The sequence below is a fragment of the Cedecea neteri genome, from assembly GCF_000758325.1.
GTDB lineage: Bacteria > Pseudomonadota > Gammaproteobacteria > Enterobacterales > Enterobacteriaceae > Cedecea > Cedecea neteri_B.
Genome location: NZ_CP009459.1, coordinates 2,137,193 through 2,161,193, shown reverse-complemented (window position 1 = coordinate 2,161,193; position 24,001 = coordinate 2,137,193). Strand labels below are relative to the sequence as shown.

Genomic DNA, 24,001 nt, shown 5'->3' with positions numbered 1-24,001 from the left:
GCATGTATGATTAAGCAATACCTGCAAGTAACGAAACCAGGAATTATTTTCGGTAATTTAATTTCTGTCATTGGGGGATTTTTACTGGCCTCGAAGGGCAGCATTAATTACCCGCTGTTCCTCTACACGCTGGTTGGCGTATCACTGGTGGTCGCATCAGGTTGTGTTTACAACAACTTTATCGACCGCGACATCGACCAGAAAATGGAGAGAACAAAAAATCGGGTGCTGGTTAAAGGCCTGATTTCACCGAAAATTTCGCTGGTGTACGCCACCGTGTTGGGTATTGCTGGCTTCATGCTGCTGTGGTTTGGTGCTAATCCGCTGGCGATGTGGCTGGCCGTGATGGGCTTCGTGGTGTATGTCGGGGTGTATAGCCTCTACATGAAACGCCACTCGGTCTACGGCACGCTCATCGGCAGCCTGTCCGGTGCGGCTCCTCCGGTTATCGGCTACTGTGCCGTGACCAACGAGTTCGACACCGGTGCCGCTATCCTGCTGGCTATCTTTAGCCTGTGGCAGATGCCGCACTCGTACGCGATTGCCATCTTCCGCTTTAAAGATTACCAGGCCGCCAATATTCCGGTACTGCCAGTGGTAAAAGGCATTTCCGTCGCCAAGAACCACATCACGCTGTACATCATCGCTTTTGCGGTGGCGACGCTGATGCTTTCTCTGGGCGGCTATGCCGGATACAAATACCTGATCGTCGCCGCGGCGGTCAGCGTCTGGTGGCTGGGCATGGCGCTGCGGGGCTATAAAGTGGAAGACGATAAGGTCTGGGCGCGCAAGCTGTTCATCTTCTCTATCGTGGCCATTACCTCGCTGAGCGTCATGATGTCGGTCGATTTTATGGTGCCAGACTCACATAATCTGCTGACTTACGTCTGGTAAGTCGCGAAAAGCATAAAAGGGCACCTCGGTGCCCTTTTTTATCAGTATCATCAAAGCACCTGCCCTGTAATATCTGCTAAATAACTAACGATTTACCCTCCCCTGCCCTCGCACTACACTAAGGCCGACTTTTTATCTGAGGTGGTAATGAACGATTACAAAATGACGCCCGTCGAGCTGCGTGCGACGTGGGGTTTAGGCACTGTCTTTTCCCTGCGCATGCTGGGTATGTTTATGGTATTGCCGGTTCTTACCACCTGGGGTATGGCGCTGCAGGGCGCAAGCGAAGCGCTCATCGGCCTGGCGATCGGCATATATGGCCTGGCTCAGGCCGTCTTCCAGATCCCTTTCGGCCTGCTTTCTGACCGTATTGGCCGCAAGCCGCTTATCGTTGGCGGGTTGGCTATCTTTGTGCTCGGCAGCGTTATTGCCGCGCTGAGCGACTCCATTTGGGGCGTCATTTTAGGCCGTGCGCTGCAGGGCTCCGGCGCAATCGCCGCCGCTGTCATGGCGCTACTCTCCGATCTAACCCGTGAACAGAATCGAACCAAAGCGATGGCCTTTATCGGCGTCAGCTTCGGGGTAACGTTCGCCATCGCAATGGTGCTCGGCCCGATCATTACTCAGGCGCTTGGCCTGCAGGCGCTGTTCTGGATGATTGCTGTCTTAGCCACCTGCGGCATTTTGATTACGATTTGGCTGGTCCCGAATACCAAAACGCACGTGCTTAACCGCGAGTCGGGAATGGTCAAAGGCTGCTTCCGCAAGGTGATGATGGAGCCGAAGCTGCTGAAGCTGAATTTCGGCATCATGTGCCTGCATATCATGCTGATGTCCACCTTTGTCGCCCTGCCGGGCCAGCTTGAACAAGCAGGCTTTCCGGCGGCTCAGCACTGGAAAGTCTATCTCTGCACCATGCTGATTTCGTTTGTTTCGGTCGTACCCTTCATTATTTATGCCGAAGTTAAACGCCGCATGAAGCACGTCTTTGTGGGCTGCGTAGCGGTACTTCTGGTTGCCGAGATCGTGCTTTGGGGCGCGGGCCCACACTTCTGGGATCTGGTGATTGGCGTGCAGCTATTCTTCCTCGCCTTTAACCTGATGGAAGCGATTCTGCCTTCACTTATCAGCAAAGAATCTCCGGCGGGCTACAAAGGCACCGCCATGGGCATCTACTCCACCAGCCAGTTTATCGGCGTAGCCATCGGCGGATCGCTAGGCGGCTGGCTGAACGGGCTGTTTGATTCGCAAACTGTCTTCCTGGCAGGCGCGGTGCTGGCGATGGTCTGGCTGTTCGTCAGTTGGACAATGCAGGAGCCGCCTTACGTCAGCAGCCTGCGCATTGAGCTGCCGGAAAGCAGCGCGAACGACGAGCATTTGCGTGAAAGATTACTGGCTCAGCCAGGCGTGAGTGAAGCGAATATCATTCCGGAAGAACGCAGCGCGTATGTCAAAATCGACAGCAAGCTGACAAACAGATATGAGATTGAGCAGGTGGTAAAAGGATAAAACATCCCTCACCTGATGCGGTGAGGGATTAAGCAGCATCCCCTCTCTTTTTAAGGAGAGGGAATAGATCAGTCGCGGAAGTTCTTAAACTGGAACGGCTGCCCCAGATTGCCGCCACGAATCAGCGCCATTACGGCCTGTAAATCATCGCGAGCTTTACCCGTCACGCGGATCTCTTCACCCTGAATCTGGGTCTGAACCTTCAGCTTGCTGTCTTTAATCAGCTTAATGATTTTCTTAGCAACGCTTGCTTCAATACCCTGTTTCAGCTTAGCTTCCACGCTCCAGGTTTTGCCGCTGTGAACAAACTCTTCAGGCACATCAATAGAGCTGCCTTCGATGCCGCGCTTAAGCAGCTTGGCGCGCAGGATATCCAGCAGCTGGTTTACCTGGAAGTCAGATTCGCTGGCAACTTTGATGGTCTGATTTTTTTCATTCAGCTCAAAGCTTGCCGGCACGTTGCGGAAGTCAAAACGGGTCGCCAGCTCGCGCTCGGCGTTCTCTACCGCGTTGTTTACTTCCTGCAGGTCGATTTCAGAAACGATATCAAAAGATGGCATGTGTTTTCTCCCTCTCTGGTTTGCGTTGCATAATACCCGCTGGGCTGCGCAAAACAACCTGTTAAAGAGCCGGGAAGCCGATAACGCTATAATAGAAAGTAAGTTTAGCATTCGCGTAGTGTGCGAATGGGGAGGCAATAATGAAAATCACCGTGCTGGGTTGCGGTGCGCTGGGTCAGCTCTGGTTGACCGCACTTCACAAGCAAGGGCATGAGCTTCAGGGCTGGCTGCGTGTGCCGCAGCCGTATTGCCACGTCAATCTGCTCGATAACACCGATGGCAGCGTCTTTAACGAGTCCTTCACGGCTAACGATCCCGAATTTCTCGCCACCAGCGACCTGCTGTTAGTAACGCTCAAAGCGTGGCAGGTTTCCGATGCCGTGCGCACTTTGGCGGCCCAACTTCCTTCGGGCTGCCCGATATTGCTGCTGCATAACGGGATGGGCACGCTGGATGAGCTAAGTGGCCTGCCCCAACCTTTGTTACTCGGGTTAACTACTCAGGCGGCCAAAAGAGACGGAAACGTGATTGTGCACGTCGCTTCCGGCATCACTCACGTTGGCCCGGGGAACGCAAAAGCCAGCGACTTCAGCTACCTTGCCGATATACTCCATGCCGCGCTGCCCGATGTGGCCTGGCACAACAATATCCAGCCGGCGAGCTGGAACAAGCTTGCGGTAAACTGCGTGATAAACCCGCTGACCGCGCTGTATAACTGCACGAACGGCGAGCTGAAGCATCATCCCGATGAGGTGGCCAGCATTTGTGAGGAAGTGGCCCAGGTGATGACGCGCGAGGGCCATCATACCTCACCCGAAAGTTTGCTGGATTATGTCGGGCAGGTGATTGAAAGCACGGCTGAAAATACCTCATCGATGCTGCAGGACATCCGCCTGGAGCGCCACACGGAAATTGACTATATCACCGGCTACCTGCTGCGCAGAGCGAGAGCTCACGGCGTCCCTGTGCCGGTGAATGCCCGGCTCTATGAGCAGGTTAAACGTAAGGAGAATAAATATGAGCGCACAAGCGCTGGTCTGCCTGGCACCTGGCACTGAAGAGACCGAAGCGGTTACCACTATCGATCTGCTGGTTCGCGCCGGGATCAAGGTGACGACGGCAAGCGTTGCCCCCGACGGCGACCTGAAAATTGTTTGCTCACGTGGCGTGAAATTACTGGCGGATGCACCACTGGTTGAAGTGGCCGACGGCGATTTTGACATCGTAGTGCTCCCTGGTGGCCTGAAAGGTGCCGAATGCTTCCGCGACAGCCCGCTGTTGGTCGAGACCGTGCGTCAGTTTCATCTGTCGGGCAGAATCGTTGCTGCCATTTGCGCGGCGGCGGGCACGGTTCTGGTCCCGCATGAGCTGTTCCCGATAGGTAACATGACCGGTTTCCCTGGCCTGAAGGACACCATTCCCGAAGGGCAATGGCAGGATAAACGCGTCGTCTGGGATCCACGAGTCAACCTGCTCACCAGCCAGGGGCCAGGAACCGCGATTGATTTTGCACTGAAGATTATCGATTTGTTGGTGAGCCGCGAAAAAGCTCATGAAGTGTCGCAGCAGCTGGTGCTGGCGGCAGGGATTTATAGCTTCAGGGATTACCAGTAAGAGCCCCTCACCCTAACCCTCTCCCCAAAGGGGCGAGGGAACCAGGACTGTGCACTCCCTCTTCTTTCGAGAAATCGAGCTAATCAGAACTCTCTTTCTAAAAGGGATAGAGCACTTCCCCTGAATTCTCCCTCTCCCTTTTAGGGAGAGGGCCGGGGTAAGGGTCAGTCCTTTACGGGCGGTAAACCTTAATATTCTTAAAGCCCTGCTCGCTCAGATACAGCGCCTGCAGGCGGCTCATCACGCCACGCTCGCACCACAGCAGGTAAGTTTTGCTCTGGTCGAGATCGCCGAACTTAGTGCTCAGCTTGTAGAACGGCAGCGCCACAACCTCAACGCCTTCCAGCGCAAAAGGTTTCTCATCGACTTCGTCGTTGGAGCGAATGTCCAGCAATACCTCGTTGGCACCAAACGCATTAACCGTTTCGACCTCCTCGACTTCCTGCTTCGTCTGGGTCGCAATATCGCGGATATCGATATTGGTCGCCTCGGCAACCACGCGATCCAGAATCGAGAAGTCAAACTTCTGCTCTTCTTCCTCAATCTTCGCCTTCACCGCTTTCACGGTCGGGCTTTTCGAGATCACGCCGCAATACTCAGGCATAGTGCGAGCAAAATCAGCGGTACCGATTTCACGGGCCAGATCGATGATGTGTTCTTTGTCGTGGGAGATCAGCGGACGCAGAATCAGCGTATCAGAAACGTTGTCGATCAGGCGCAGGTTGGTCAGCGTCTGGCTGGACACCTGGCCTAACGCTTCACCGGTCACCAGCGCCTGAACGCCATAGCGCTCGGCAACCTGAGAGGCGGCACGCACAAACATACGTTTCAGCACCACGCCCATCTGCCCGTCTTCGACTTTCTCCAGGATCTCGCCTACCACTGGCTCAAAGTTAATGGCGACAAAGCGCACACGGTGGGAACTGCCGAAGCGGTTCCACAGGTAATGAGCCACCTGCTTAACGCCGATCTCATGGGCAGCACCGCCCAGGTTAAAGAAGCAATAATGCACGCGGCAGCCGCGGCGCATCAGCATGTAGCTCGAAACGCCGGAGTCGAAACCACCGGATATCAGCGACAGCACGTCTTCCTGAGTCCCGATAGGGAAACCGCCGATGCCTTCATAACGACCTTTAACCAGCAGCAGACGATCGTTTTCGATCTCAAGGTTAACCGTCACGTCCGGATCGTTGAGCTTAACGCGCGCAGATTCGATGTGCTGATTCAGGCCGCCGCCAACGTAGCGCTCAACTTCAATGGAGCTGAATTCGTGTTTGCCACGGCGTTTTACGCGCACGCAGAAGCTCTTACCTTCCAGTTTGTCGCGGTACAGCTCCAGCGCTTGCTCAAAAATGTTGTGCATGTCGGTGTACGGCACATCTTCAACTTCAAGAATGTGGTGGATACCCGGAATGCGGGTCAGCGCTTCACGAATGGCAATACGCTGGTTTTCATCTTTGGCGCGAACTTCAATATTGTCCCAGTGGCGAACAACCGCCAGGCTCTCATCGTAGTGTTTTAAAACGTTACGAATATTCCCGGTGAGCATCTTAATAAAGCGTATGCGCACAGATTGGCTCTTGATGGTGATTTCCGGGAACAATTTAATGATAAACTTCATGGCGGTAAGGGTTCGTTTAGTCAGCCGGGCTGGCTGCGCAGCACACGGGCATAGAAAGAAGTACTTGCAGCGGCGTCATGCCACCTGCATCCGAGGCGCGCAAGTATATCACCATCCCACAAAGACTGCGCACCTTAACCGACTTGTACGAGCTAGCTTGATAATCACATTGACTCCGCTACCATGTCGGCGTCGAATTAAAACAGAGTCAGACATTCACCATGCCGAAAAAAACCGAATCTACGGCCAGCTTCGAAACCGCACTGGTCGAACTGGAGCAAATAGTTACTCGTCTGGAAAGCGGCGACCTCGCCCTTGAAGAGGCGTTAAACGAATTTGAGCGCGGCGTGCAGCTGGCTCGCCAGGGGCAAGTGAAACTCCAGCAGGCAGAGCAGCGCGTACAGATCTTACTGAGCGACAGCGAAGACGCCCCTCTGACTCCCTTTACCCCGGGCGCCGAGTAATATGGATTTTAATCAACAGCTTCAGGCCCACGTTGTACGGGTTAACGACGCTATTACACGCTTCCTGGCACCGCTGCCGTTTCAGAACAGTCCACTGGTTGAAGCGATGCACTATGGCGCACTATTGGGCGGTAAACGCCTGCGTCCGTTCCTGGTGTACGCCACCGGAGAAATGTTTGGCGTCGCCGACGAAGCGCTCGACGCTCCTGCTGCGGCAGTGGAATGCATTCACGCCTATTCCCTGATTCACGATGATTTACCGGCCATGGACAACGACGATTTACGTCGCGGACAGCCGACCTGCCACATTAAATTTGGCGAAGAGAATGCCATTCTGGCCGGAGATGCCCTGCAAACGCTGGCGTTTTCTATACTGAGTGATGCGCCAATGCCCGGCGTTGACATTAGCGATCGCCTGGCGATGGTTTCGGAACTCGCCACCGCGAGCGGCGTTGCGGGCATGTGTGGCGGCCAGGCGCTGGATTTAGAAGCCGAAGGCAAGCAAGTTGACCTGGCTTCCCTGGAGCGCATTCACCGCCATAAAACCGGGGCATTGATTCGCGCCGCTGTTCGTTTGGGCGCGCTGAGTGCTGGTGAAGCAGGCCGTAAAGCCCTGCCGATTCTTGACCGCTATGCCGCAAGCATCGGCCTCGCTTTCCAGGTTCAGGATGACATTCTGGACGTTGTCGGCGATACCGCCACGATAGGCAAACGCCAGGGTGCCGACCAGCAGTTGGGCAAAAGTACCTATCCGGCGCTGCTGGGGCTTGAACAGGCGCAGGCAAAAGCGCAGGATCTCTATCAGGAAGCACTGCAGGCTCTGGCCGAACTTGCCAGGCTGTCGCTGGACACGGCGGCACTGGAAGCGTTAGCCAACTACATTATCCACCGTGATAAATAACGTATAACAACGATGAGTTTAGATTTCTGATGAGTTTTGATATCGCCAAATACCCGACCCTCGCTCTGGTGGATGCCAGCCCGGATCTGCGAGTGCTGCCTAAAGAGAGCTTGCCTAAGCTTTGCGATGAGCTGCGCCGTTATCTGCTCGACAGCGTAAGCCGCTCCAGCGGGCACTTTGCCTCCGGCCTCGGCACGGTCGAACTGACCGTGGCGCTGCACTACGTCTATAACACGCCGTTTGATCAACTCATCTGGGACGTCGGCCACCAGGCCTATCCGCACAAAATTCTGACCGGCCGCCGCGATAAAATCGGCACTATTCGCCAGAAAGGCGGCCTGCATCCGTTCCCATGGCGCGCGGAAAGCGAGTACGACGTGCTGAGCGTGGGCCACTCTTCCACGTCCATTAGCGCAGGTATCGGGATCGCCGTCGCCGCTGAAAAGGAAGGAAAAGACCGCAAAACCGTCTGCGTAATTGGCGATGGCGCAATTACCGCCGGGATGGCCTTCGAAGCGATGAACCACGCCGGCGATATTCGCCCGGACATGCTGGTCGTGCTTAACGACAATGAAATGTCGATTTCCGAGAACGTCGGCGCGCTGAACAACCATCTGGCGCAGCTGCTTTCCGGCAAGCTTTATTCGACGTTACGTGAGGGCGGCAAGAAAGTCTTCTCAGGCGTACCGCCGATTAAAGAGCTGCTGAAGCGCACCGAAGAACACATCAAAGGCATGGTAGTGCCGGGCACGCTGTTTGAAGAACTCGGCTTTAACTACATCGGGCCAATTGATGGCCACGACGTGATTGGTCTGGTCAATACGCTGAAGAATATGCGCAGCCTGAAAGGCCCGCAGTTCCTGCATATCATGACTAAAAAAGGGCGTGGCTACGCGCCAGCGGAAAAAGATCCGATCAGCTTCCACGCTGTACCGAAGTTCGATCCCCAGAGCGGAACGCTGCCGAAAAGCACCGGTGGCCTGCCGAGTTACTCGAAGATTTTCGGCAACTGGCTGTGCGAAACCGCAGCCCACGATGACAAGCTGATGGCTATTACTCCCGCCATGCGCGAAGGCTCTGGCATGGTGGAGTTCTCGCGTCAGTATCCTGACCAGTACTTTGATGTCGCGATTGCCGAGCAGCACGCGGTGACCTTCGCTGCGGGCCTGGCGATTGGCGGCTATAAGCCAGTGGTTGCGATCTACTCCACCTTCCTGCAGCGCGCTTACGACCAGGTGATTCACGACGTAGCGATTCAGAAGCTGCCGGTGATGTTCGCCATCGACCGCGCCGGTATTGTCGGCGCTGACGGCCAGACGCACCAGGGTGCTTTTGATATCTCCTTCCTGCGCTGCATCCCGGACATGGTTATCATGACCCCGAGCGACGAAAACGAATGCCGCCAGATGCTGCATACGGGTTACCACTACAGTGCAGGCCCAAGTGCCGTGCGTTACCCGCGCGGGACCGGAACCGGCGCAGAGCTGGAACCGCTCGCGGAGCTGCCGATAGGTAAAGGCGTTGTGAAACGCGAAGGCGAAAAAATTGCGCTGCTCAACTTCGGCACTTTGCTGCCGGAAGCCGCCGCGGCAGCCGAAGCGCTGAACGCCACGCTGGTCGATATGCGTTTTGTTAAGCCCCTGGATGAAGCCTTGATTCTCGAACTTGCTGCCAGCTACGACTCTCTGGTAACGATTGAAGAGAACGCCATTATGGGCGGGGCCGGGAGCGGCGTAAACGAAGTGCTGATGGCACACCGTAAACCGGTTCCGGTGCTTAACCTCGGCCTGCCTGATTTCTTCATTCCTCAGGGCACTCAGGAAGAAGCGCGCGCGGCGATTGGCCTCGACGCCGCCGGGATCGAAGCTAAGATCCGGAGCTGGCTAAGTTAACTTCATCCGTACACTAAATAATTCAACCCACAGCACGACGGCAAGTGAACATATCCCGATGAGCTTACTTAGGTAAGTGATTCGGGTATGAGAGCGCCGCCAACACCGCTGTGGTTTGAAGGATGACGTGTACGGCCTGCTATGCTTAATAGATATTCCTACATAGCAGGAGCGATATCGTGCAATACAATCCTTTAGGTACCACCGACCTTAACGTCTCCCGCCTTTGCCTCGGCTGCATGACCTTTGGCGAACCGGACCGCGGCAGCCATGCCTGGACGCTTCCCGAAGAGAGCAGCCGGGAGATAATTCGCCATGCGCTGGAAAACGGCATCAATTTCTTCGACACCTCAAATAACTACTCCGACGGCAGCAGCGAAGAGATCTTAGGTCGTGCGCTGAGCGACTTTGCTCGCCGCCAGGACGTTGTGGTTGCCACTAAGGTTTACAACAAAGTTGGCGATTTACCTCAGGGCCTCTCCCGCCCACAGATCCTGCGTTCAATTGATGACAGCCTGAAACGGCTCGGTACCGACTACGTTGATTTACTGCAAATCCACCGCTGGGACTACAACACGCCCATTGAAGAGACGCTAGAGGCACTTAACGACGTGGTTAAGGCCGGGAAAGCACGTTATATCGGCGCCTCTTCAATGCGCAGCGATCAGTTTGCTCAGGCCCTCGCCTTGCAGTCTCAGGCAGGCTGGGCGCGGTTTGTCACCATGCAGGATCATTACAACCTGATTTATCGCGAAGAAGAGCTGGAGATGCTCCCGCTGTGCTACAAAGAAAATATTGCGGTGATCCCGTGGAGCCCTCTCGCGCGCGGCAAGCTGACTCGGCCATGGGGAGATACCACAGCCAGATCCGTCTCGGATGAAGTGGGAAAATCGCTGTACCAGACCAATAACGAAAACGACGCGCTTATCGCCGAGCGGCTGGCAAATATCGCAGCGGATAAGGGCGTTTCACGCGCGCAGGTAGCGCTGGCCTGGCTGCTCAGCAAACCGGGTATTGCCGCGCCTGTTATTGGCCCTTCAAGGCAGGAACAGCTGGATGATTTACTGGGTGCCGTAGATTTAACGTTGAAGCAGGAAGAAATTGCCGAGCTGGAAACCCCGTATCAGCGGCATCCGGTGGCAGGGTATAAATAATCGCCCTCACCCCGGCCCTCTCCCAAAGGGAGAGGGGGAAAATCGTTGTCGCCTTTAAGTCCTCTTATCTTGAAGACCGAGCGGAAACTTTATTGTTTTAGCCCCCTCTCCCTTTTAGGGAGAGGGGGAAAATCGTTGTCGCCTTTAAGTCCTCTTATCTTGAAGACCGAGCGGAAACTTTATTGTTTTAGCTCCCTCTCCCTTTTAGGGAGAGGGGGAAAATCGTTGTCGCCTTAAGTCCCCTTAACTTGAAGACCGAGAGGAGACTTTATTGTTTTAGCCCCCTCTCCCTTTTAGGGTGAGGGGGAAAATCGTTGTCGCCTTAAGTCCCCTTAACTTGAAGACCGAGAGGAGACTTTATTGTTTTAACCCCCTCTCCCTTTTAGGGTGAGGGGGAAAATCGTTGTCGCCTTAAGTCCCCTTAACTTGAAGACCGAGAGGAGACTTTATTGTTTTAGCCCCCTCTCCCTTTTAGGGTGAGGGGGAAAATCGTTGTCGCCTTAAGTCCCCTTAACTTGAAGACCGAGAGGAGACTTTATTGTTTTAACCCCCTCTCCCTTTTAGGGAGAGGGTTGGGGTGAGGGTCATGACCAGCCACTACGAAAAGTGGTCGTAACCCTTCATCTCCAGCGTCACCGGCTTCCCTTCGCGGGTAAACTGTAACCCTTCCGACGCAGAAACAATCTGCCCGATACAGGTATAAGGCACGCCCAGATTGCCGATAGCCACGTCCAGTGCGCCACGGTTTAGCTCCGGCACGGTGAAGCACAGCTCATAGTCTTCGCCCCCGGACATCGCCCATTTCAGCGCCTGCTCTGGTTCAACATGCTCGCGCAATGCTTCGGAATACGGCAGCAAATCGAGATCGATACGTGCCCCGCAGTCGCTGGCCTTCAGGATATGACCGAGATCGGAAATCAGTCCGTCAGAAAGATCGATGGCGCTGTTGGCCAGATCGCGCAGCGCCTGGCCGTGTAAAACACGCGGCGTTGGGCGTAAATGTCGCTTGAGCAGGTAATCCGCATGCTGTGCATTCGCAACCTGCAGACGTTCCTGCAGGATAGCAAGGCCAGCCGCGCTGTCGCCCGGCGTGCCGGTGACATAGATCCAGTCCCCGGCTTTTGCACCGCTACGCTTGAGCGCTCGTCCGGCAGGGATCATACCGTGAATGCCCAACGTCAGGGAAAGCGGACCGCGGGTTGTGTCGCCGCCAATCAGCTGCATATCGTAATAATCCAGCTGTTCGAACAGGCTGTCGCTGAATGCCTCCAGCCACGCTTCATCCACTTCCGGGAGCGTGATCGCCAGCGTCAGCCAGGCGGGATCTGCGCCCATTGCGGCCAGATCGCTTAAATTCACCGCCAGCGCCTTATAGCCCAAATCCCGCGGATCGATATCCGGCAGGAAGTGATTACCGCTCACCAGCGTATCGGTGCTGATCGCCAGCAGTTGTTTTTCGGGTACCGACAGCAACGCACAGTCGTCGCCAATACCGGCTTCCACATCACGACGAGAACTTGTAACGCGATCGAAGTAACGGGCAATCAGGGAAAACTCACCGCATGCCATGCGTGATACCTCAGGAATGTCAGTTGCAGGAAAAAAGAAGGCCGGGAAAACCCGGCCAGGAGATTACTTCTTGTGGGGACGAATAGCGGGAGCGGCTTTGTCGAGAACGCCGTTGACGAACTTATGGCTGTCTTCGGCACCGAAGGTTTTCGCCAGCTCAATCGCTTCGTTGATGGCCACTTTGTACGGCACATCATCACGTTTGGACAGTTCAAACAGCGCAATGCGCAGTACCGCTTTTTCCACCTGACCCAGCTCTTCAAGCAGACGGGACAGGTAAGGCTTCATCAGCCCATCCAGATACGCGCTGTTGGTAGCCACGCCGCTCAGCAGCTCGCGGAAGTAGACAACGTCAACGTCTTTGACGTCCTGTTCCGCCAGGAACTGGTATTCAACATCAGCGATGTCGTTTTTAGACAACTGCCAGGAGTAGAGCGCCTGGACGGCACACTCACGGGCGCGGCGACGAGCAGCAGGTTTCACGGATTTCCCCTTACAAAAATCAGGCCTTGATGGCTTTCAATACATTAATCATTTCAAGCGCGGTCAGTGCAGCTTCTGCACCTTTGTTACCGGCTTTGGTGCCAGCACGTTCGATGGCTTGTTCAATGCTTTCAGTGGTCAGCACGCCGAAGGCAACGGGAATACCGCTGTCCTGGCCTACGCTTAACAGACCGTTGCTGGCACCGCCGGCAACGTATTCGAAGTGTGCAGTGCCTCCGCGAATCACGGTACCCAGCGCGATAACAGCATCGTATTTACCGGTTTTTGCCAGTGCATCAGCGGCCAGCGGCAGCTCGTAAGCGCCTGGCACCCAAACTACGGTGATGTTTTTGTCTTTCACCTGACCAATGCGTTTCAGGGCGTCGATAGCACCTTCCAGCAGGCTGTCATTGATGAAGTTGTTAAAACGCGCGATGGTGATGGCGACGCGAGCGTCAGGAGTAGCAACAGCAGCTTCAATAATGTTCATAATCTTCCTTTACGGGTTCTGTTTAGCCCCGCAGGGGGGCGGATTTTATCATAATCTTTTCGTGACTGCTTACGTTTTACTGGCGTCCGTAAATGGGCGTCAAATGCAGGCACAAATCGGGGCCAACCTGGCGGACTTCGCTAAAGCTGAACTCCGGCGCATCAGCAAGTTTTTCAAGGCCAGGAAGCTCGCACAAACCGCGGGCATCATTGCCTAATAATTTTGGTGCGACATAGACAATCAGCTCGTCCACCAGCCCTGCCTGTAACAGCGCCCCGGCAAGCGTTGCCCCTGCCTCAACCCAGACAGAATTCACCTGGCGTTTGCCAAGCTGCATCATTAACACGACCAAATCAAGGTGGCCATTATGTTCAGGCACCAGCAGTTGCTCGACGTCCTCCGGCCAGGGTTGTTCATCCGCCTGGCTGCGGGCGAGCCAGGTTTGCCCCGGATTGGCAATAATTTGGTGCTGCGGCGTTACCCGGTTTTGGCGATCCAGCACAATACGAATCGGCTGACGCAAATCCTGTTCGGCATAAATAGCCTGGCTGACGCTATCCAGTTCATCCCAGCGAACCGTTAATGACGGGTTATCTGCCAATACGGTCGCGTCGCTGGAAAGAATCGCGGCACTTCGCGCGCGCTGGCGCTGCACATCGCGACGCGCCTGGGGAGAGGTAATCCATTTACTCTCCCCGCTCGCCATCGCGGTACGGCCGTCCAGCGAGGCACCTAACTTAAGCTGAATATACGGGAATCCGGTGCGCATACGCTTGAGGAACCCGCGGTTCAGCGCTTCGGCTTCGTTCATCATCAGGCCGTGGCTGACTTCAATGCCCGCCTGCTGCAAACGGTAGAGGCCCCGACCGGCAACCTGCGGATTAGGGTCCTGCATGGCGGCCACCACGCGAGACACACCCGCAGCAATCAAAGCATCACAACACGGTGGCGTGCGGCCATGGTGGCTGCAGGGCTCGAGCGTGACGTAAGCCGTGGCGCCCCGGGCCTGTTCGCCTGCCATGCGTAAAGCGTGCACTTCTGCATGAGGTTCCCCGGCGCGAAAGTGAAACCCTTCCCCCACAATCTTGCCGTCTTTGACTATCACGCAGCCGACATTCGGGTTCGGTGCGGTGGTAAAACGCCCGCGCTTAGCCAGCTCAAGCGCTCGAGCCATAAACTGTTCATCAAGGGACATCGGCATTAATCCTGTAAACGGGCGATTTCTTCACCAAATTCTTTGATATCTTCAAAGCTACGGTAGACCGAAGCAAAGCGAATATAGGCGACTTTATCCAGCTTTTTGAGCTGCTCCATCACCAGGTTACCGATGAGTTTACTCGGGATTTCGCGTTCGCCGGTTGCTCGAAGGTGCGACTTAATATGGCTGATAGCCATTTCCACATCGTCAGAATTGACCGGACGTTTTTCCAGCGCTTTCAGGATGCCGCTGCGCAGTTTGTCTTCGTTAAACGGCTCGCGCACCTCATTACTCTTCACCACTCTCGGCATCACCAGCTCCGCAACCTCGAAAGTCGTGAAGCGTTCGTGGCAAACCAGGCACTGGCGCCGACGGCGTACGGAGGAACCTTCCCCCACCAGGCGAGAGTCGATAACTTTGGTGTCCACGGCGAAACAGAATGGGCAATGCATAGCGTTTCCTGCTGGGATTATAAAGATGAACAATAGTTTACCGCGAAGTTGCGGGAGTACAAAGACAGCGCCGACCCTGCAACGTCAAATATGACTTTTCAAGCGCGAAGAACTACGCTTAAATCAGCGAACCTTAACAAGGAAAAACTAACCATGACAAAGACTTACTTAAGAATTATCCTGGTTTCAAGCCTGATGAGCCTGACCGCTTGTGCCCAGCAAACTGAAGTGCGTCAGATGCGCAGTCAAATTGGTTCGTTAAATCAGGAAATGACCAAACTAAGCCAGCAAACGGTGAAACTGACCCAGCAGAATGCCCTGAATGCGAAGTCGACCAGCGGTGTTTATCTGCTGCCGGGCTCAAACACAGCGGCACGTCTTAACAGCCAGATTGGTAACCTGAAAATGTCGCTGACCAACGTTGCAGCTGAAGCCAATGGCACCCGCGCCACGCTGCTGATTCAGGGAGAATCCAACGATCCGCTGCCGGCTTTCAGCGGCAAAGTCGAGTGGGGGCAGATCCAGGGCACCACGGACAACTTCCAGGAAGTTAACGTGCAAACTCAGTCCATAGACGCTCCGGCCAGCATTCTCGCCCCAAGCGACGTGTCGATTCCGCTTCGCCTGCCCGGCATCACGCCCGATCAATTAGGGTTTGTGCGCGTTCATGATATCCAGCCAGTCTCTACCGCCCAGCCAGCGCCCGCGCAATAACTTGTCACTCCCTTGCCTCGGGCTGATTTCAACCGCAGCTTCGCTTCTTACCCTCACCCTGGCCCTCTCCCTAAAAGGGAGAGGGAATAAAAATCCCCCACCGCTGGTTTTCTCCCTACCTCTCTGGGGGAGAGAATAAATCATCGTCAGTTTTCCCCCTCTCCCTCTGGGAGAGGGCCGGGGTGAGGGTTGTAATAACTCCGCTTTAATCCGGGAGATTTGAAAGGAAAAGGTGATTCGGAGACCGTACCCGACAAGAGAACCTGTCACACTCTTTCACACGCCCCGCACAATATGTGAAGCAACCCCTCTATTGTGACCTCGCCTTTTGAGTGATCTAAATCACACTTATATGTAACAACCTGGCATACGTTTGCGTAATTTGACGAAGCAGGTACAATCACGCCGTTTTTAATGTGCGCAAACGTGAACGCAATCGATTACGCATATGAGAAGAATGTGAAATAGAACATATTTTTGTGAGCAGGGATTTCTATAATAGTCGCGCTGCAAAGGTCCTTCCCCTGAGACCGGCGGCCAGGGATGACATCTCACATCCGCATCGCACCAAAATTACGTAAACAGTGGCTAAAAATATGAAAAAAATTATTCTGGCAGCCGGCACCGTTCTGGCGCTTTCCAGCTCTTTCTCTGCCAGCGCAGATGAAGCAAAAAACAGCGAATACCTCTCCGACTGGTGGCACCAGAGCGTTAACGTTGTCGGCAGCTACCACACCCGTTTCGGGCCGCAGCTGCGCAACGATACCTACCTGGAATATGAAGCGTTTGCCAAAAAAGACTGGTTCGATTTCTACGGCTACGTGGATGCGCCAGTCTTCTTTGGCGGCAACACCCAGGCGAAAGGGATCTGGAACCACGGTTCCCCACTGTTTATGGAAATCGAACCTCGCTTCTCCATCGATAAGCTGACCGGGACCGACCTGAGCTTTGGCCCGTTCAAAGAGTGGTACTTCGCGAACAACTACATTTACGACATGGGTCGTAACCAGGCTAATCGCCAGAGCACCTGGTACATGGGTCTGGGTACCGATATCGACACTGGCCTGCCGATGAGCCTGTCGATGAACGTGTATGCCAAGTATCAGTGGCAGAACTACGGTGCCTCTAACGAAAACGAGTGGGATGGCTACCGCTTCAAGGTGAAATACTTCGTGCCGATCACCTCCCTGTGGGGCGGTAAACTGAGCTATATCGGTTTCACTAACGTAGACTGGGACTCTGACCTGGGCAACGAGCAGTACCGTACCAATAACTCAGTTGCGTCCAGCCACATCCTGTCCCTGAACTACGATCACCTGCACTATTCCTTCGTGGCTCGTTACTTCCATAACGGCGGCCAGTGGAAAGATGGCGATCAGCCGTTCTTCATGAACGAGCGCGTGAAGTCTACTGGCTTCGGCTACTATGTGGTTGTTGGTTACAACTTCTAATCGCCACCACCTGTAAAAAAACCGGCCCTCTGGCCGGTTTTTTTATTTCTCAGGCAGGTAGCCTTTCGCCTTCTGAAGGGCAATAAAAGCCTGCAGAGAACGATCGTGGCGTTCCTGAAACACACGCCCGGTTAAATGAATATCCCGGCAGCGATCCAGCCTGAAGCTACGATAGTCATTCCGAGCCTCGCACCAGGCCACCAGCAGCCAGACCTCACCCCAAAATGACAATCCAAGAGGGTGAATATCCCGCTCCGTCAATTCCCCTTTTTCATCCTCATACAGCAGATGAACAACCTGACATTTGTCGATGGCGGAATGAAACAGATCGAACCAGGCTTTCACCTGCGGAAACTTGTTAAAATTTGGCGAGATAATACGGCTGCGTTCGGCAACCCGGCGCTTTTCTGGCGTCAGCACTGCGAGGAGCTTTTCGTGCACGGACTCAGCAGATTTCGCCAACGATTCCCCGCTCCAGGTTTGCACCATTCTTAGCGCCGCAATCACCGCCTCCACCTCTCCGGTCGTCAGCATCAGCGGAGGAAGATCGTACCCGGCCAGCAGGCGATAGCCGCAGCCCGCCTCCCCTTCTATCGGCACGCCGGAGAGGGAGAGATCCTGAATGTCACGGTAGATAGTTCGCTCCGAGACTTCCAGCCGTTCGGCAAGCTGTGCAGCCGTCGTCAGACGCCTGCCGCGCAGGATTTGCACTATCTGAAATAATCGATCGGCTCTTCGGCTCATGGGCATTCCGGGAAAAATAAGGCCTGCCCGAGCGGCAGGCTTTAGCGTCAGTATTGAGGCTTAAACCGGCTGATGCAACCCAACGCGGTTGCCTTCGCTGTCGATCATTAACGCAATCGTGCCGATATCATAGGGCAACACCTGCGGACCAAAGTCCAGACGGCCACCCGCCACTTCTACCTGCTGTAATGCTTTAACGATATCGGGCGTATAAAGATAAATCACCGCGCCTGTCTCAGAAGGCACAAACCGCTCTCCCTTCACTAAAGAGCCGCCGGTGGCAGGTTGGTCATACGAAAATACAGCATTCTCCACGCCGGCTATCGTTTCGCGACGAAATTCAGCGTTCAGTACGCGTTGGTAAAAAGCAACCGCTCGCGCCATATCGGTAACGGGGATCTCAAACCAGTTGATGAGTGTGCTCATTGTTTTTCTCCTGTGTTGTCAGTAACCACGAGTCTACTGGCCCCCTCCTGACACCATACTGTCAGGAGAAAAACACCGGACGAAAAAAAACCGCAGCTCGAAGGCTGCGGTTTTATCAGACGCTTAACGCTATTACGGCAGAATGGACGGCTGATCCGCCCCTTCTTTCTCTACCTTTTGCTGCAGCATGTGCTCGCGCTTCATGCCCAGTTTCAACGCCAGCGCAGAGGCAACGTAGATAGAAGACACGGTACCGATGGTGACACCGATAAGCATCGTCAGGGAGAAGCCTTTCAGCAGCGCCCCACCGAACAGATACAGCATCAGGATAACCACTAAGGTGGTACCGGAAGTGATCAAGGTCCTTTGCAGCGTCTGGGTCAGGGAGACGTTAAAGATCTCGTAAGGCGTCCCGCGGCGGATCTTGCGGAAGTTTTCACGAATACGGTCCGAAACCACGATGCTGTCGTTCAGCGAGTAGCCGATAACCGACATCAGCGACGCGACGATGGTCAGGTCAATCTCAATGTGGAACAGCGACAGCACGCCCATGGTAATCACCACGTCGTGCGCCAGCTTGATAACCACACCGGCAGCCAGACGCCACTCGAAGCGGAACCCAACGTACACCAGAATCGACAGCAGCGCGACGAGCAGCGCCATCGCACCGTTTTGAGCCAGATCCGCCCCCACGCTTGGGCCGACAAACTCAATACGCTTCACTGCCGCATTCTGGCTGGTCGCTTCGTTAATCACGCTCACAACCTTGCTGCCGAGCACCTGGCCGCCGGTTTCGCCTTTAGCAGGCGGCATACGAACCATGATGTCACGGCTGCTGCCGAAGTTCTGCACCAGCGGCTCTTCAAAGCCCGCCTTCTGCAGCGCGGCGCGCATGGTGTCCAGCTCGGCTGGTTTTTCCAGTCCGATTTCGATAACCGTACCGCCGGTAAAGTCCAGGCCCCAGTTGAAGCCTTTCACGCCGATAATCGCGACGGAAAGGATCAGCAGGATGCCGGAGATGCCGAAGGCCCAGTTGTCCCAGCGCATAAAGTCATAGACTTTACGGCCGTGGTTCAATTGTTCAACAGTATATTCCTGTGCCACAACGCACTCCTTAGATAGACAGCTTGTTGATGCGTTTGCCGCCGTACAACAGGTTCACGATGGCACGGGTGCCGACGATTGCGGTAAACATCGAGGTCGCAACGCCAATACCGGTGGTAATAGCAAACCCTTTGATCGCCCCGGTGCCCACGGCATACAGGATGATAACTTTGATAAGCGTGGTGATGTTGGCATCGAAAATGGAGCTGAACGCGCCTTTGTAGCCTTCATCAATCGCCTGCTGTACCGAACGCCCGTTTCGCAGTTCTTCTTTGATACGTTCGTTAATCAGTACGTTGGCGTCCACCGCTACCGCAAGGGTTAAGACGACACCCGCAATACCCGGCATGGTCAGCGTCGCCCCCGGCAGCAGGGACATGATCCCCACAATCAGCACCAGGTTAGCCAGCAGCGCAGAGGTCGCAATCAGGCCAAACTTCCTATAGAAGAAGACCATAAAGATGATGGAGACCACCAGACCTGCCAGACACGCTTCCAGGCCCTGCTTGATGTTTTCCAGACCCAGGGTTGGACCGATGGTACGTTCTTCAACAATCTGAATCGGCGCAATCAGCGCACCCGCACGCAGCAGCAGAGAGAGCTGGCGAGCTTCATTCGGATTGCTAATCCCGGTGATACGGAAGCTGTTACCCAGGCGAGACTGAATGTTCGCCACGTTGATAACTTCTTCTTCTTTCATCAGGACGGAACGGCCATTCGCGTCTTTCTTACCGCTGTCCTTGTACTCCACAAAGAGCGTTGCCATCGGCTTGCCGATGTTGTCTTTGGTGAAGTTAGACATGATGTTACCGCCAGCGCTGTCCAGGGAGATATTTACCTGAGGCTGATTGTATTCATCCATGCTGGACGTGGAGTCAGTGATATGGTCCCCGGTCAGAATCACGCGCTTGTACAGCACAACCGGCTGGCCTTCGCGAGTCTGCTTCACTTCGGAGTCACCCGGCACGCGGCCAGACGCTGCCGCAGAGGCATCCACGTTGGTATTCACCAGGCGGAATTCCAGCGTAGCGGTTGCGCCCAGGATTTCTTTCGCACGTGCGGTGTCCTGAATACCCGGCAGCTCAACCACGATGCGGTCAGCACCCTGGCGCTGCACCAGCGGTTCGGCGACGCCAAGCTGGTTCACACGGTTACGCAGGATGTTGATGTTCTGCTGTACCGCGTACTCACGCGCTTCGCTCAGGCGAGCATCGCTCATCACCGCACGCAGCGTATTGCTACCCTGGTTGGAGAACACCAGATCGCGATGGCGGGAGGAGAGGTAATCTCTTGCAGAATCGCGCGCGCTTGAATCACGGAAGACGATGTCTACGCCGTAATTGTCGGCTTTACGCACGTTGGTATAAGCAATGCCCTTGTCGCGCAGGTCGCTGCGCAGGCCATCGATATTTTGTTCCTGGAGTTTGCCCAGCGCTGTGTCCATATCGACTTCCATCAGGAAGTGGACGCCGCCGCGCAGGTCAAGGCCGAGCTTCATCGGGTTCGCACCGATAGTCGACATCCAGCGAGGGGTAGCAGGAGCAAGGTTAAGCGCCACAACATAGTTGTCACCCATCACGCTCATCAGCGCTTCACGCGCACGGAGCTGTGTATCGGTAGAGTCGAAGCGAGCGAGAATAGCGCCCTCTTCCAGCGCCACAGACTTAGCGGTGATATTTTCTTGTTTTAAGGTGTTTTCGACCTGGATCAGCGTTTGTTCACTGGCGGCGGCACCGCGCACGCCAGTTAACTGAACTGCCGGATCCTCACCATACAGGTTGGGAAGCGCATACAGCAGGCCGATCGCCAGCACAGCGATCAGCATGATGTACTTCCACAAAGGATAACGGTTTAACACGTGTAGTTCCCTTAGGGAAAACGAAAATTACAGCGCCTTCATGGTGCCTTTCGGCAGAACGGCAGCTACGAAATCACGTTTGATAACCACTTCGGTGGTATCGTTCAGCGCGATAGCAATGTAGCCAGTTTCAGCTACTTTGGTTACGCGGCCAACCAGGCCACCGTTGGTCAGCACTTCATCACCCTTGGAGATGGAGTCCATCAGTTTTTTATGCTCTTTGGTACGCTTTTGCTGCGGACGCAGGATCATAAAATAGAAAATCAGGCCGAAGACCACCAACATTGGAATCAAAGTCCATTGACTCTGTCCTGGAGCAGCACCCGCAGAAGCGACAGCATCAGAAATGAAAAAGCTCATTAAAATTCCCTCATTATTAAATTAATCAACGTTCAAAGGTGGAACCGGCTTACCTGTCCGCTCGTAAAAATCCGTCACGAAGTGGTCTAATTTACCCTCTTCAATGGCCTGGCGTAAACCAGCCATTAAACGCTGGTAATAGCGCAGGTTATGAATGGTATTGAGACGCGCGCCCAGTATTTCGTTGCAACGGTCAAGATGATGCAAGTAGGCACGTGAATAATTGCGACACGTATAGCAATCACACTCGGCATCGAGCGGGGCGGTGTCATCTTTATGCTTAGCATTGCGGATTTTCACTACGCCGTCCGTCACGAACAGGTGACCATTACGCGCATTACGAGTTGGCATGACGCAGTCGAACATGTCGATACCGCGACGTACCCCTTCAACCAGGTCTTCCGGTTTACCTACGCCCATCAGGTAACGTGGTTTGTCGGCAGGGATTTGCGGGCAGACGTGCTCCAGAATACGGTGCATGTCTTCCTTCGGCTCACCTACCGCCAGGCCGCCGACAGCGTAGCCATCAAAGCCAATCTCTACCAGACCTTTTACTGAGATATCTCGTAAATCTTCGTAAACGCTGCCCTGGATAATGCCGAACAGCGCATTTTTATTCCCAAGAGAATCAAAGCGATCGCGGCTACGCTGCGCCCAGCGCAGGGACATTTCCATGGAACGCTTCGCGTAATCCCAGTCCGCCGGGTATGGCGTACATTCGTCGAAGATCATCACGATATCGGAACCCAGATCGTACTGAATTTCCATGGATTTTTCAGGATCGAGGAAAATCGGATCGCCGTTGATCGGGTTGCGGAAATGCACGCCCGCTTCGGTGATCTTACGGATGTCGCCCAGGCTGAACACCTGGAAGCCACCGGAGTCCGTCAAGATTGGGCCTTTCCACTGCATAAAATCATGCAGGTCGCCGTGCAGCTTCATGATTTCCTGGCCTGGACGCAGCCATAAATGGAAAGTATTGCCCAGGATAATCTGTGCGCCCGTGGCTTCAACTTCTTCCGGCGTCATCCCTTTTACGGTGCCGTAAGTGCCCACCGGCATGAAGGCCGGGGTTTCGACGGTGCCACGTTCAAAGACCAGGCGACCGCGTCGTGCGCGGCCGTCGGTGGTATCTAATTCAAATTTCACATTTCCTCCAGCACCAGAGAAACAGTCTGGTGATTAAATAAACGTCGCGGGCAGGTGCCCGAGACGGAATGCTTTGAGGTGGGTTACCCTCACCCCGGCCCTCTCCCTGGAAGGGAGAGGGGGAATTCTTTCTCTGTTATCCAATACTCTCACCGGGGAGAGAGCATACATCCCTTATTATCCCCTCTCCCCCATGGGGAGAGGGTTAGGGTGAGGGGCAATCACGCCCCCGGGCGCTCGTTTATCGCCTGCGGATTACAGGTAATGAACATCGCATCACCGTAGCTAAAGAAGCGATATTCCGCCTTCACCGCTTCGTGGTAAGCGTGCATCGTATTTTTATAACCGGCAAACGCGGAGACCAGCATAATCAGCGTAGACTCCGGCAGGTGGAAATTCGTCACCAGCGCGTCGATCACTTTGTACTGATAGCCCGGGTAGATAAAGATTTGGGTATCGCCGAAGAACGGCTCGATCAGGTCATTTTTCGCAGCCTGAGCGGCACTTTCCAGGGAGCGTACCGACGTGGTTCCGACCGCAATAACGCGATTGCCGCGCGCTTTACAGGCCAGCACTGCGTCCACAACATCCTGAGGCACTTCGGCATATTCAGAGTGCATGATGTGGTCTTCGATGCTGTCCACGCGCACCGGCTGGAACGTCCCCGCCCCGACGTGCAGCGTGACGAACGCCATATCGACACCTTTATTGCGCAGCTTTTCCAGCAACGGCTCGTCAAAGTGCAAGCCTGCTGTCGGCGCAGCAACCGCCCCCGGCTTCTGGCTATAAACCGTTTGATAAAGCTCGCGATCGGCTTCTTCATCCGGGCGGTCGATGTACGGTGGCAGCGGCATATGGCCGATGTTATTCAGAATATCAAGTACGGCGCGTTCGTCGTTAAACTCGACTTCAAACAGGGCATCATGGCGCGCAACCATGGTGGCGTGTACGCTTTCATCATCGCCCAGCAGCAATTCAGCACCGGGTTTTGGCGCTTTAGAGGCGCGAATGTGTGCCAGAATGCGTTTATCATCCAGCATTCGCTCGACCAGCACTTCAATTTTCCCGCCGCTGGCTTTCCGGCCAAACAGGCGAGCCGGGATAACGCGGGTGTTATTGAACACCAGCAGGTCGCCGGGGTTGAGCTTGTCGAGCAAATCGGTGAAAGTGCCATGCGCCAATGCGCCCGTCGGCCCGTCAAGTGACAGCAAGCGGCAGCTGCTGCGCTCGGCTTGCGGATAATGAGCAATCAGGGATTCAGGCAGTTCAAAGGAAAAATCAGCAACGCGCATGGTATAGCACTCAGACTTAAAAACAGGCGGCTTAGTCTAGTGGCAGGGGGCTTTCCCTGCAACACGTTTACCCTGCTCAGGCCGTTTTAACGCCATAAATGG

24 protein-coding genes are annotated in these 24,001 nt (G+C 54.8%); 10 read left to right on the top strand and 14 right to left on the bottom strand.

Annotation, left to right across the window (positions count from 1 at the left end; all coding sequences use genetic code 11):
- The first annotated feature begins 6 nt into the window (after positions 1-6).
- Positions 7-894: a heme o synthase gene (gene cyoE / locus LH86_RS10180; RefSeq protein ID WP_008454592.1), complete on the top strand. Its 888-nt coding sequence runs from the start codon at positions 7-9 to the stop codon at positions 892-894.
- Positions 895-1,041: 147 nt separating this feature from the next.
- Positions 1,042-2,403, top strand: coding sequence for an MFS transporter (locus tag LH86_RS10175; protein WP_039300874.1), 1,362 nt, complete (start codon positions 1,042-1,044; stop codon positions 2,401-2,403).
- Positions 2,404-2,471: 68 nt separating this feature from the next.
- Here LH86_RS10175 and LH86_RS10170 read toward each other — a convergent pair whose 3' ends face one another.
- The gene (locus LH86_RS10170) at positions 2,472-2,963 is read right to left on the bottom strand and encodes a YajQ family cyclic di-GMP-binding protein (protein WP_008454581.1); all 492 of its coding nucleotides are present in this window, start codon (positions 2,961-2,963) and stop codon (positions 2,472-2,474) included.
- A 140-nt stretch (positions 2,964-3,103) separates the two neighbouring features.
- Here LH86_RS10170 and panE point away from each other — a divergent pair, with 140 nt between their 5' ends.
- Together panE and yajL are read left to right on the top strand one after the other, a co-directional pair.
- Positions 3,104-4,021 (top strand): 2-dehydropantoate 2-reductase, encoded by a 918-nt coding sequence (gene panE / locus LH86_RS10165; RefSeq protein WP_039300870.1) that lies wholly within the window; start codon positions 3,104-3,106, stop codon positions 4,019-4,021.
- Positions 3,981-4,577 (top strand): protein deglycase YajL, encoded by a 597-nt coding sequence (yajL, locus tag LH86_RS10160; protein WP_008454578.1) that lies wholly within the window; start codon positions 3,981-3,983, stop codon positions 4,575-4,577. The genes panE and yajL overlap by 41 nt, the downstream gene beginning before the upstream one ends.
- Positions 4,578-4,749: 172 nt before the next feature.
- On the opposite strand, the gene thiI is transcribed toward yajL, so the two are convergent.
- A complete protein-coding gene (thiI, locus tag LH86_RS10155) occupies positions 4,750-6,198 on the bottom strand; it encodes a tRNA uracil 4-sulfurtransferase ThiI (RefSeq protein ID WP_039300868.1) in 1,449 nt (482 codons plus the stop codon).
- A 221-nt stretch (positions 6,199-6,419) separates the two neighbouring features.
- On the opposite strand from thiI, the gene xseB reads away from it, so the two are divergent.
- From xseB to LH86_RS10135, 4 genes are all read left to right on the top strand, one after another.
- The gene (gene xseB / locus LH86_RS10150) at positions 6,420-6,662 is read left to right on the top strand and encodes an exodeoxyribonuclease VII small subunit (protein WP_039300865.1); all 243 of its coding nucleotides are present in this window, start codon (positions 6,420-6,422) and stop codon (positions 6,660-6,662) included.
- Between the two features lies 1 nt (position 6,663).
- Entirely contained in the window at positions 6,664-7,563 is a 900-nt protein-coding gene (ispA, locus tag LH86_RS10145; RefSeq protein ID WP_039300862.1) for a (2E,6E)-farnesyl diphosphate synthase, read from the top strand.
- Between the two features lie 29 nt (positions 7,564-7,592).
- Complete coding sequence (gene dxs, locus LH86_RS10140) at positions 7,593-9,455, top strand: 1-deoxy-D-xylulose-5-phosphate synthase (RefSeq protein ID WP_039300860.1); 1,863 nt, start codon at positions 7,593-7,595, stop codon at positions 9,453-9,455.
- Positions 9,456-9,634: 179 nt separating this feature from the next.
- A complete protein-coding gene (locus LH86_RS10135) occupies positions 9,635-10,609 on the top strand; it encodes an aldo/keto reductase (protein WP_039300857.1) in 975 nt (324 codons plus the stop codon).
- 597 nt (positions 10,610-11,206) lie between these two features.
- Here the strand turns inward: LH86_RS10135 and thiL are convergent.
- From thiL to nrdR, 5 genes are all read right to left on the bottom strand, one after another.
- Entirely contained in the window at positions 11,207-12,178 is a 972-nt protein-coding gene (gene thiL / locus LH86_RS10130; protein ID WP_039300854.1) for a thiamine-phosphate kinase, read from the bottom strand.
- 63 nt (positions 12,179-12,241) lie between these two features.
- Positions 12,242-12,661: a transcription antitermination factor NusB gene (nusB, locus tag LH86_RS10125; protein ID WP_008454563.1), complete on the bottom strand. Its 420-nt coding sequence runs from the start codon at positions 12,659-12,661 to the stop codon at positions 12,242-12,244.
- A gap of 19 nt (positions 12,662-12,680) precedes the next feature.
- Positions 12,681-13,151, bottom strand: coding sequence for a 6,7-dimethyl-8-ribityllumazine synthase (gene ribE / locus LH86_RS10120; protein ID WP_008454557.1), 471 nt, complete (start codon positions 13,149-13,151; stop codon positions 12,681-12,683).
- A 76-nt stretch (positions 13,152-13,227) separates the two neighbouring features.
- The gene (gene ribD, locus LH86_RS10115) at positions 13,228-14,346 is read right to left on the bottom strand and encodes a bifunctional diaminohydroxyphosphoribosylaminopyrimidine deaminase/5-amino-6-(5-phosphoribosylamino)uracil reductase RibD (RefSeq protein WP_039306072.1); all 1,119 of its coding nucleotides are present in this window, start codon (positions 14,344-14,346) and stop codon (positions 13,228-13,230) included.
- A 5-nt stretch (positions 14,347-14,351) separates the two neighbouring features.
- Positions 14,352-14,801 (bottom strand): transcriptional regulator NrdR, encoded by a 450-nt coding sequence (gene nrdR / locus LH86_RS10110; RefSeq protein ID WP_008454553.1) that lies wholly within the window; start codon positions 14,799-14,801, stop codon positions 14,352-14,354.
- 153 nt (positions 14,802-14,954) lie between these two features.
- On the opposite strand from nrdR, the gene LH86_RS10105 reads away from it, so the two are divergent.
- Both LH86_RS10105 and LH86_RS10100 read left to right on the top strand, forming a co-directional pair.
- Positions 14,955-15,515, top strand: a complete 561-nt coding sequence (locus LH86_RS10105; RefSeq protein ID WP_039300851.1) for a DUF3251 domain-containing protein — start codon at positions 14,955-14,957, stop codon at positions 15,513-15,515.
- A 596-nt stretch (positions 15,516-16,111) separates the two neighbouring features.
- The gene (locus tag LH86_RS10100) at positions 16,112-16,966 is read left to right on the top strand and encodes a nucleoside-specific channel-forming protein Tsx (protein WP_039300848.1); all 855 of its coding nucleotides are present in this window, start codon (positions 16,112-16,114) and stop codon (positions 16,964-16,966) included.
- A 42-nt stretch (positions 16,967-17,008) separates the two neighbouring features.
- Here the strand turns inward: LH86_RS10100 and LH86_RS10095 are convergent, their stop codons facing one another.
- The 7 genes from LH86_RS10095 to queA all read right to left on the bottom strand — a co-directional run bounded on the left by LH86_RS10095 (position 17,009) and on the right by queA (position 23,899).
- Complete coding sequence (locus tag LH86_RS10095; protein ID WP_039300846.1) at positions 17,009-17,710, bottom strand: helix-turn-helix transcriptional regulator; 702 nt, start codon at positions 17,708-17,710, stop codon at positions 17,009-17,011.
- Between the two features lie 60 nt (positions 17,711-17,770).
- Entirely contained in the window at positions 17,771-18,136 is a 366-nt protein-coding gene (locus tag LH86_RS10090) for a VOC family protein (RefSeq protein WP_039300843.1), read from the bottom strand.
- A gap of 132 nt (positions 18,137-18,268) precedes the next feature.
- Positions 18,269-19,240 (bottom strand): protein translocase subunit SecF, encoded by a 972-nt coding sequence (gene secF / locus LH86_RS10085; RefSeq protein ID WP_008454542.1) that lies wholly within the window; start codon positions 19,238-19,240, stop codon positions 18,269-18,271.
- 10 nt (positions 19,241-19,250) lie between these two features.
- A complete protein-coding gene (secD, locus tag LH86_RS10080) occupies positions 19,251-21,098 on the bottom strand; it encodes a protein translocase subunit SecD (protein WP_071842824.1) in 1,848 nt (615 codons plus the stop codon).
- 27 nt (positions 21,099-21,125) lie between these two features.
- A complete protein-coding gene (yajC, locus tag LH86_RS10075; RefSeq protein WP_008454538.1) occupies positions 21,126-21,458 on the bottom strand; it encodes a preprotein translocase subunit YajC in 333 nt (110 codons plus the stop codon).
- Positions 21,459-21,479: 21 nt separating this feature from the next.
- Positions 21,480-22,607 (bottom strand): tRNA guanosine(34) transglycosylase Tgt, encoded by a 1,128-nt coding sequence (tgt, locus tag LH86_RS10070; protein ID WP_039290735.1) that lies wholly within the window; start codon positions 22,605-22,607, stop codon positions 21,480-21,482.
- 221 nt (positions 22,608-22,828) lie between these two features.
- Positions 22,829-23,899, bottom strand: coding sequence for a tRNA preQ1(34) S-adenosylmethionine ribosyltransferase-isomerase QueA (queA, locus tag LH86_RS10065; protein WP_039290733.1), 1,071 nt, complete (start codon positions 23,897-23,899; stop codon positions 22,829-22,831).
- Between the last annotated feature and the right edge of the window lie 102 nt (positions 23,900-24,001).

Coding starts and splice junctions, on each gene's coding strand:
- cyoE (WP_008454592.1), top strand. CDS start 7: ATGATTAAGCAATACCTGCAAGTAACGAAACCAGGAATTATTTTCGGT.
- LH86_RS10175 (WP_039300874.1), top strand. CDS start 1,042: ATGAACGATTACAAAATGACGCCCGTCGAGCTGCGTGCGACGTGGGGT.
- LH86_RS10170 (WP_008454581.1), bottom strand. CDS start 2,963: ATGCCATCTTTTGATATCGTTTCTGAAATCGACCTGCAGGAAGTAAAC.
- panE (WP_039300870.1), top strand. CDS start 3,104: ATGAAAATCACCGTGCTGGGTTGCGGTGCGCTGGGTCAGCTCTGGTTG.
- yajL (WP_008454578.1), top strand. CDS start 3,981: ATGAGCGCACAAGCGCTGGTCTGCCTGGCACCTGGCACTGAAGAGACC.
- thiI (WP_039300868.1), bottom strand. CDS start 6,198: ATGAAGTTTATCATTAAATTGTTCCCGGAAATCACCATCAAGAGCCAA.
- xseB (WP_039300865.1), top strand. CDS start 6,420: ATGCCGAAAAAAACCGAATCTACGGCCAGCTTCGAAACCGCACTGGTC.
- ispA (WP_039300862.1), top strand. CDS start 6,664: ATGGATTTTAATCAACAGCTTCAGGCCCACGTTGTACGGGTTAACGAC.
- dxs (WP_039300860.1), top strand. CDS start 7,593: ATGAGTTTTGATATCGCCAAATACCCGACCCTCGCTCTGGTGGATGCC.
- thiL (WP_039300854.1), bottom strand. CDS start 12,178: ATGGCATGCGGTGAGTTTTCCCTGATTGCCCGTTACTTCGATCGCGTT.
- ribE (WP_008454557.1), bottom strand. CDS start 13,151: ATGAACATTATTGAAGCTGCTGTTGCTACTCCTGACGCTCGCGTCGCC.
- ribD (WP_039306072.1), bottom strand. CDS start 14,346: ATGTCCCTTGATGAACAGTTTATGGCTCGAGCGCTTGAGCTGGCTAAG.
- nrdR (WP_008454553.1), bottom strand. CDS start 14,801: ATGCATTGCCCATTCTGTTTCGCCGTGGACACCAAAGTTATCGACTCT.
- LH86_RS10105 (WP_039300851.1), top strand. CDS start 14,955: ATGACAAAGACTTACTTAAGAATTATCCTGGTTTCAAGCCTGATGAGC.
- LH86_RS10100 (WP_039300848.1), top strand. CDS start 16,112: ATGAAAAAAATTATTCTGGCAGCCGGCACCGTTCTGGCGCTTTCCAGC.
- LH86_RS10095 (WP_039300846.1), bottom strand. CDS start 17,710: ATGAGCCGAAGAGCCGATCGATTATTTCAGATAGTGCAAATCCTGCGC.
- LH86_RS10090 (WP_039300843.1), bottom strand. CDS start 18,136: ATGAGCACACTCATCAACTGGTTTGAGATCCCCGTTACCGATATGGCG.
- yajC (WP_008454538.1), bottom strand. CDS start 21,458: ATGAGCTTTTTCATTTCTGATGCTGTCGCTTCTGCGGGTGCTGCTCCA.
- queA (WP_039290733.1), bottom strand. CDS start 23,899: ATGCGCGTTGCTGATTTTTCCTTTGAACTGCCTGAATCCCTGATTGCT.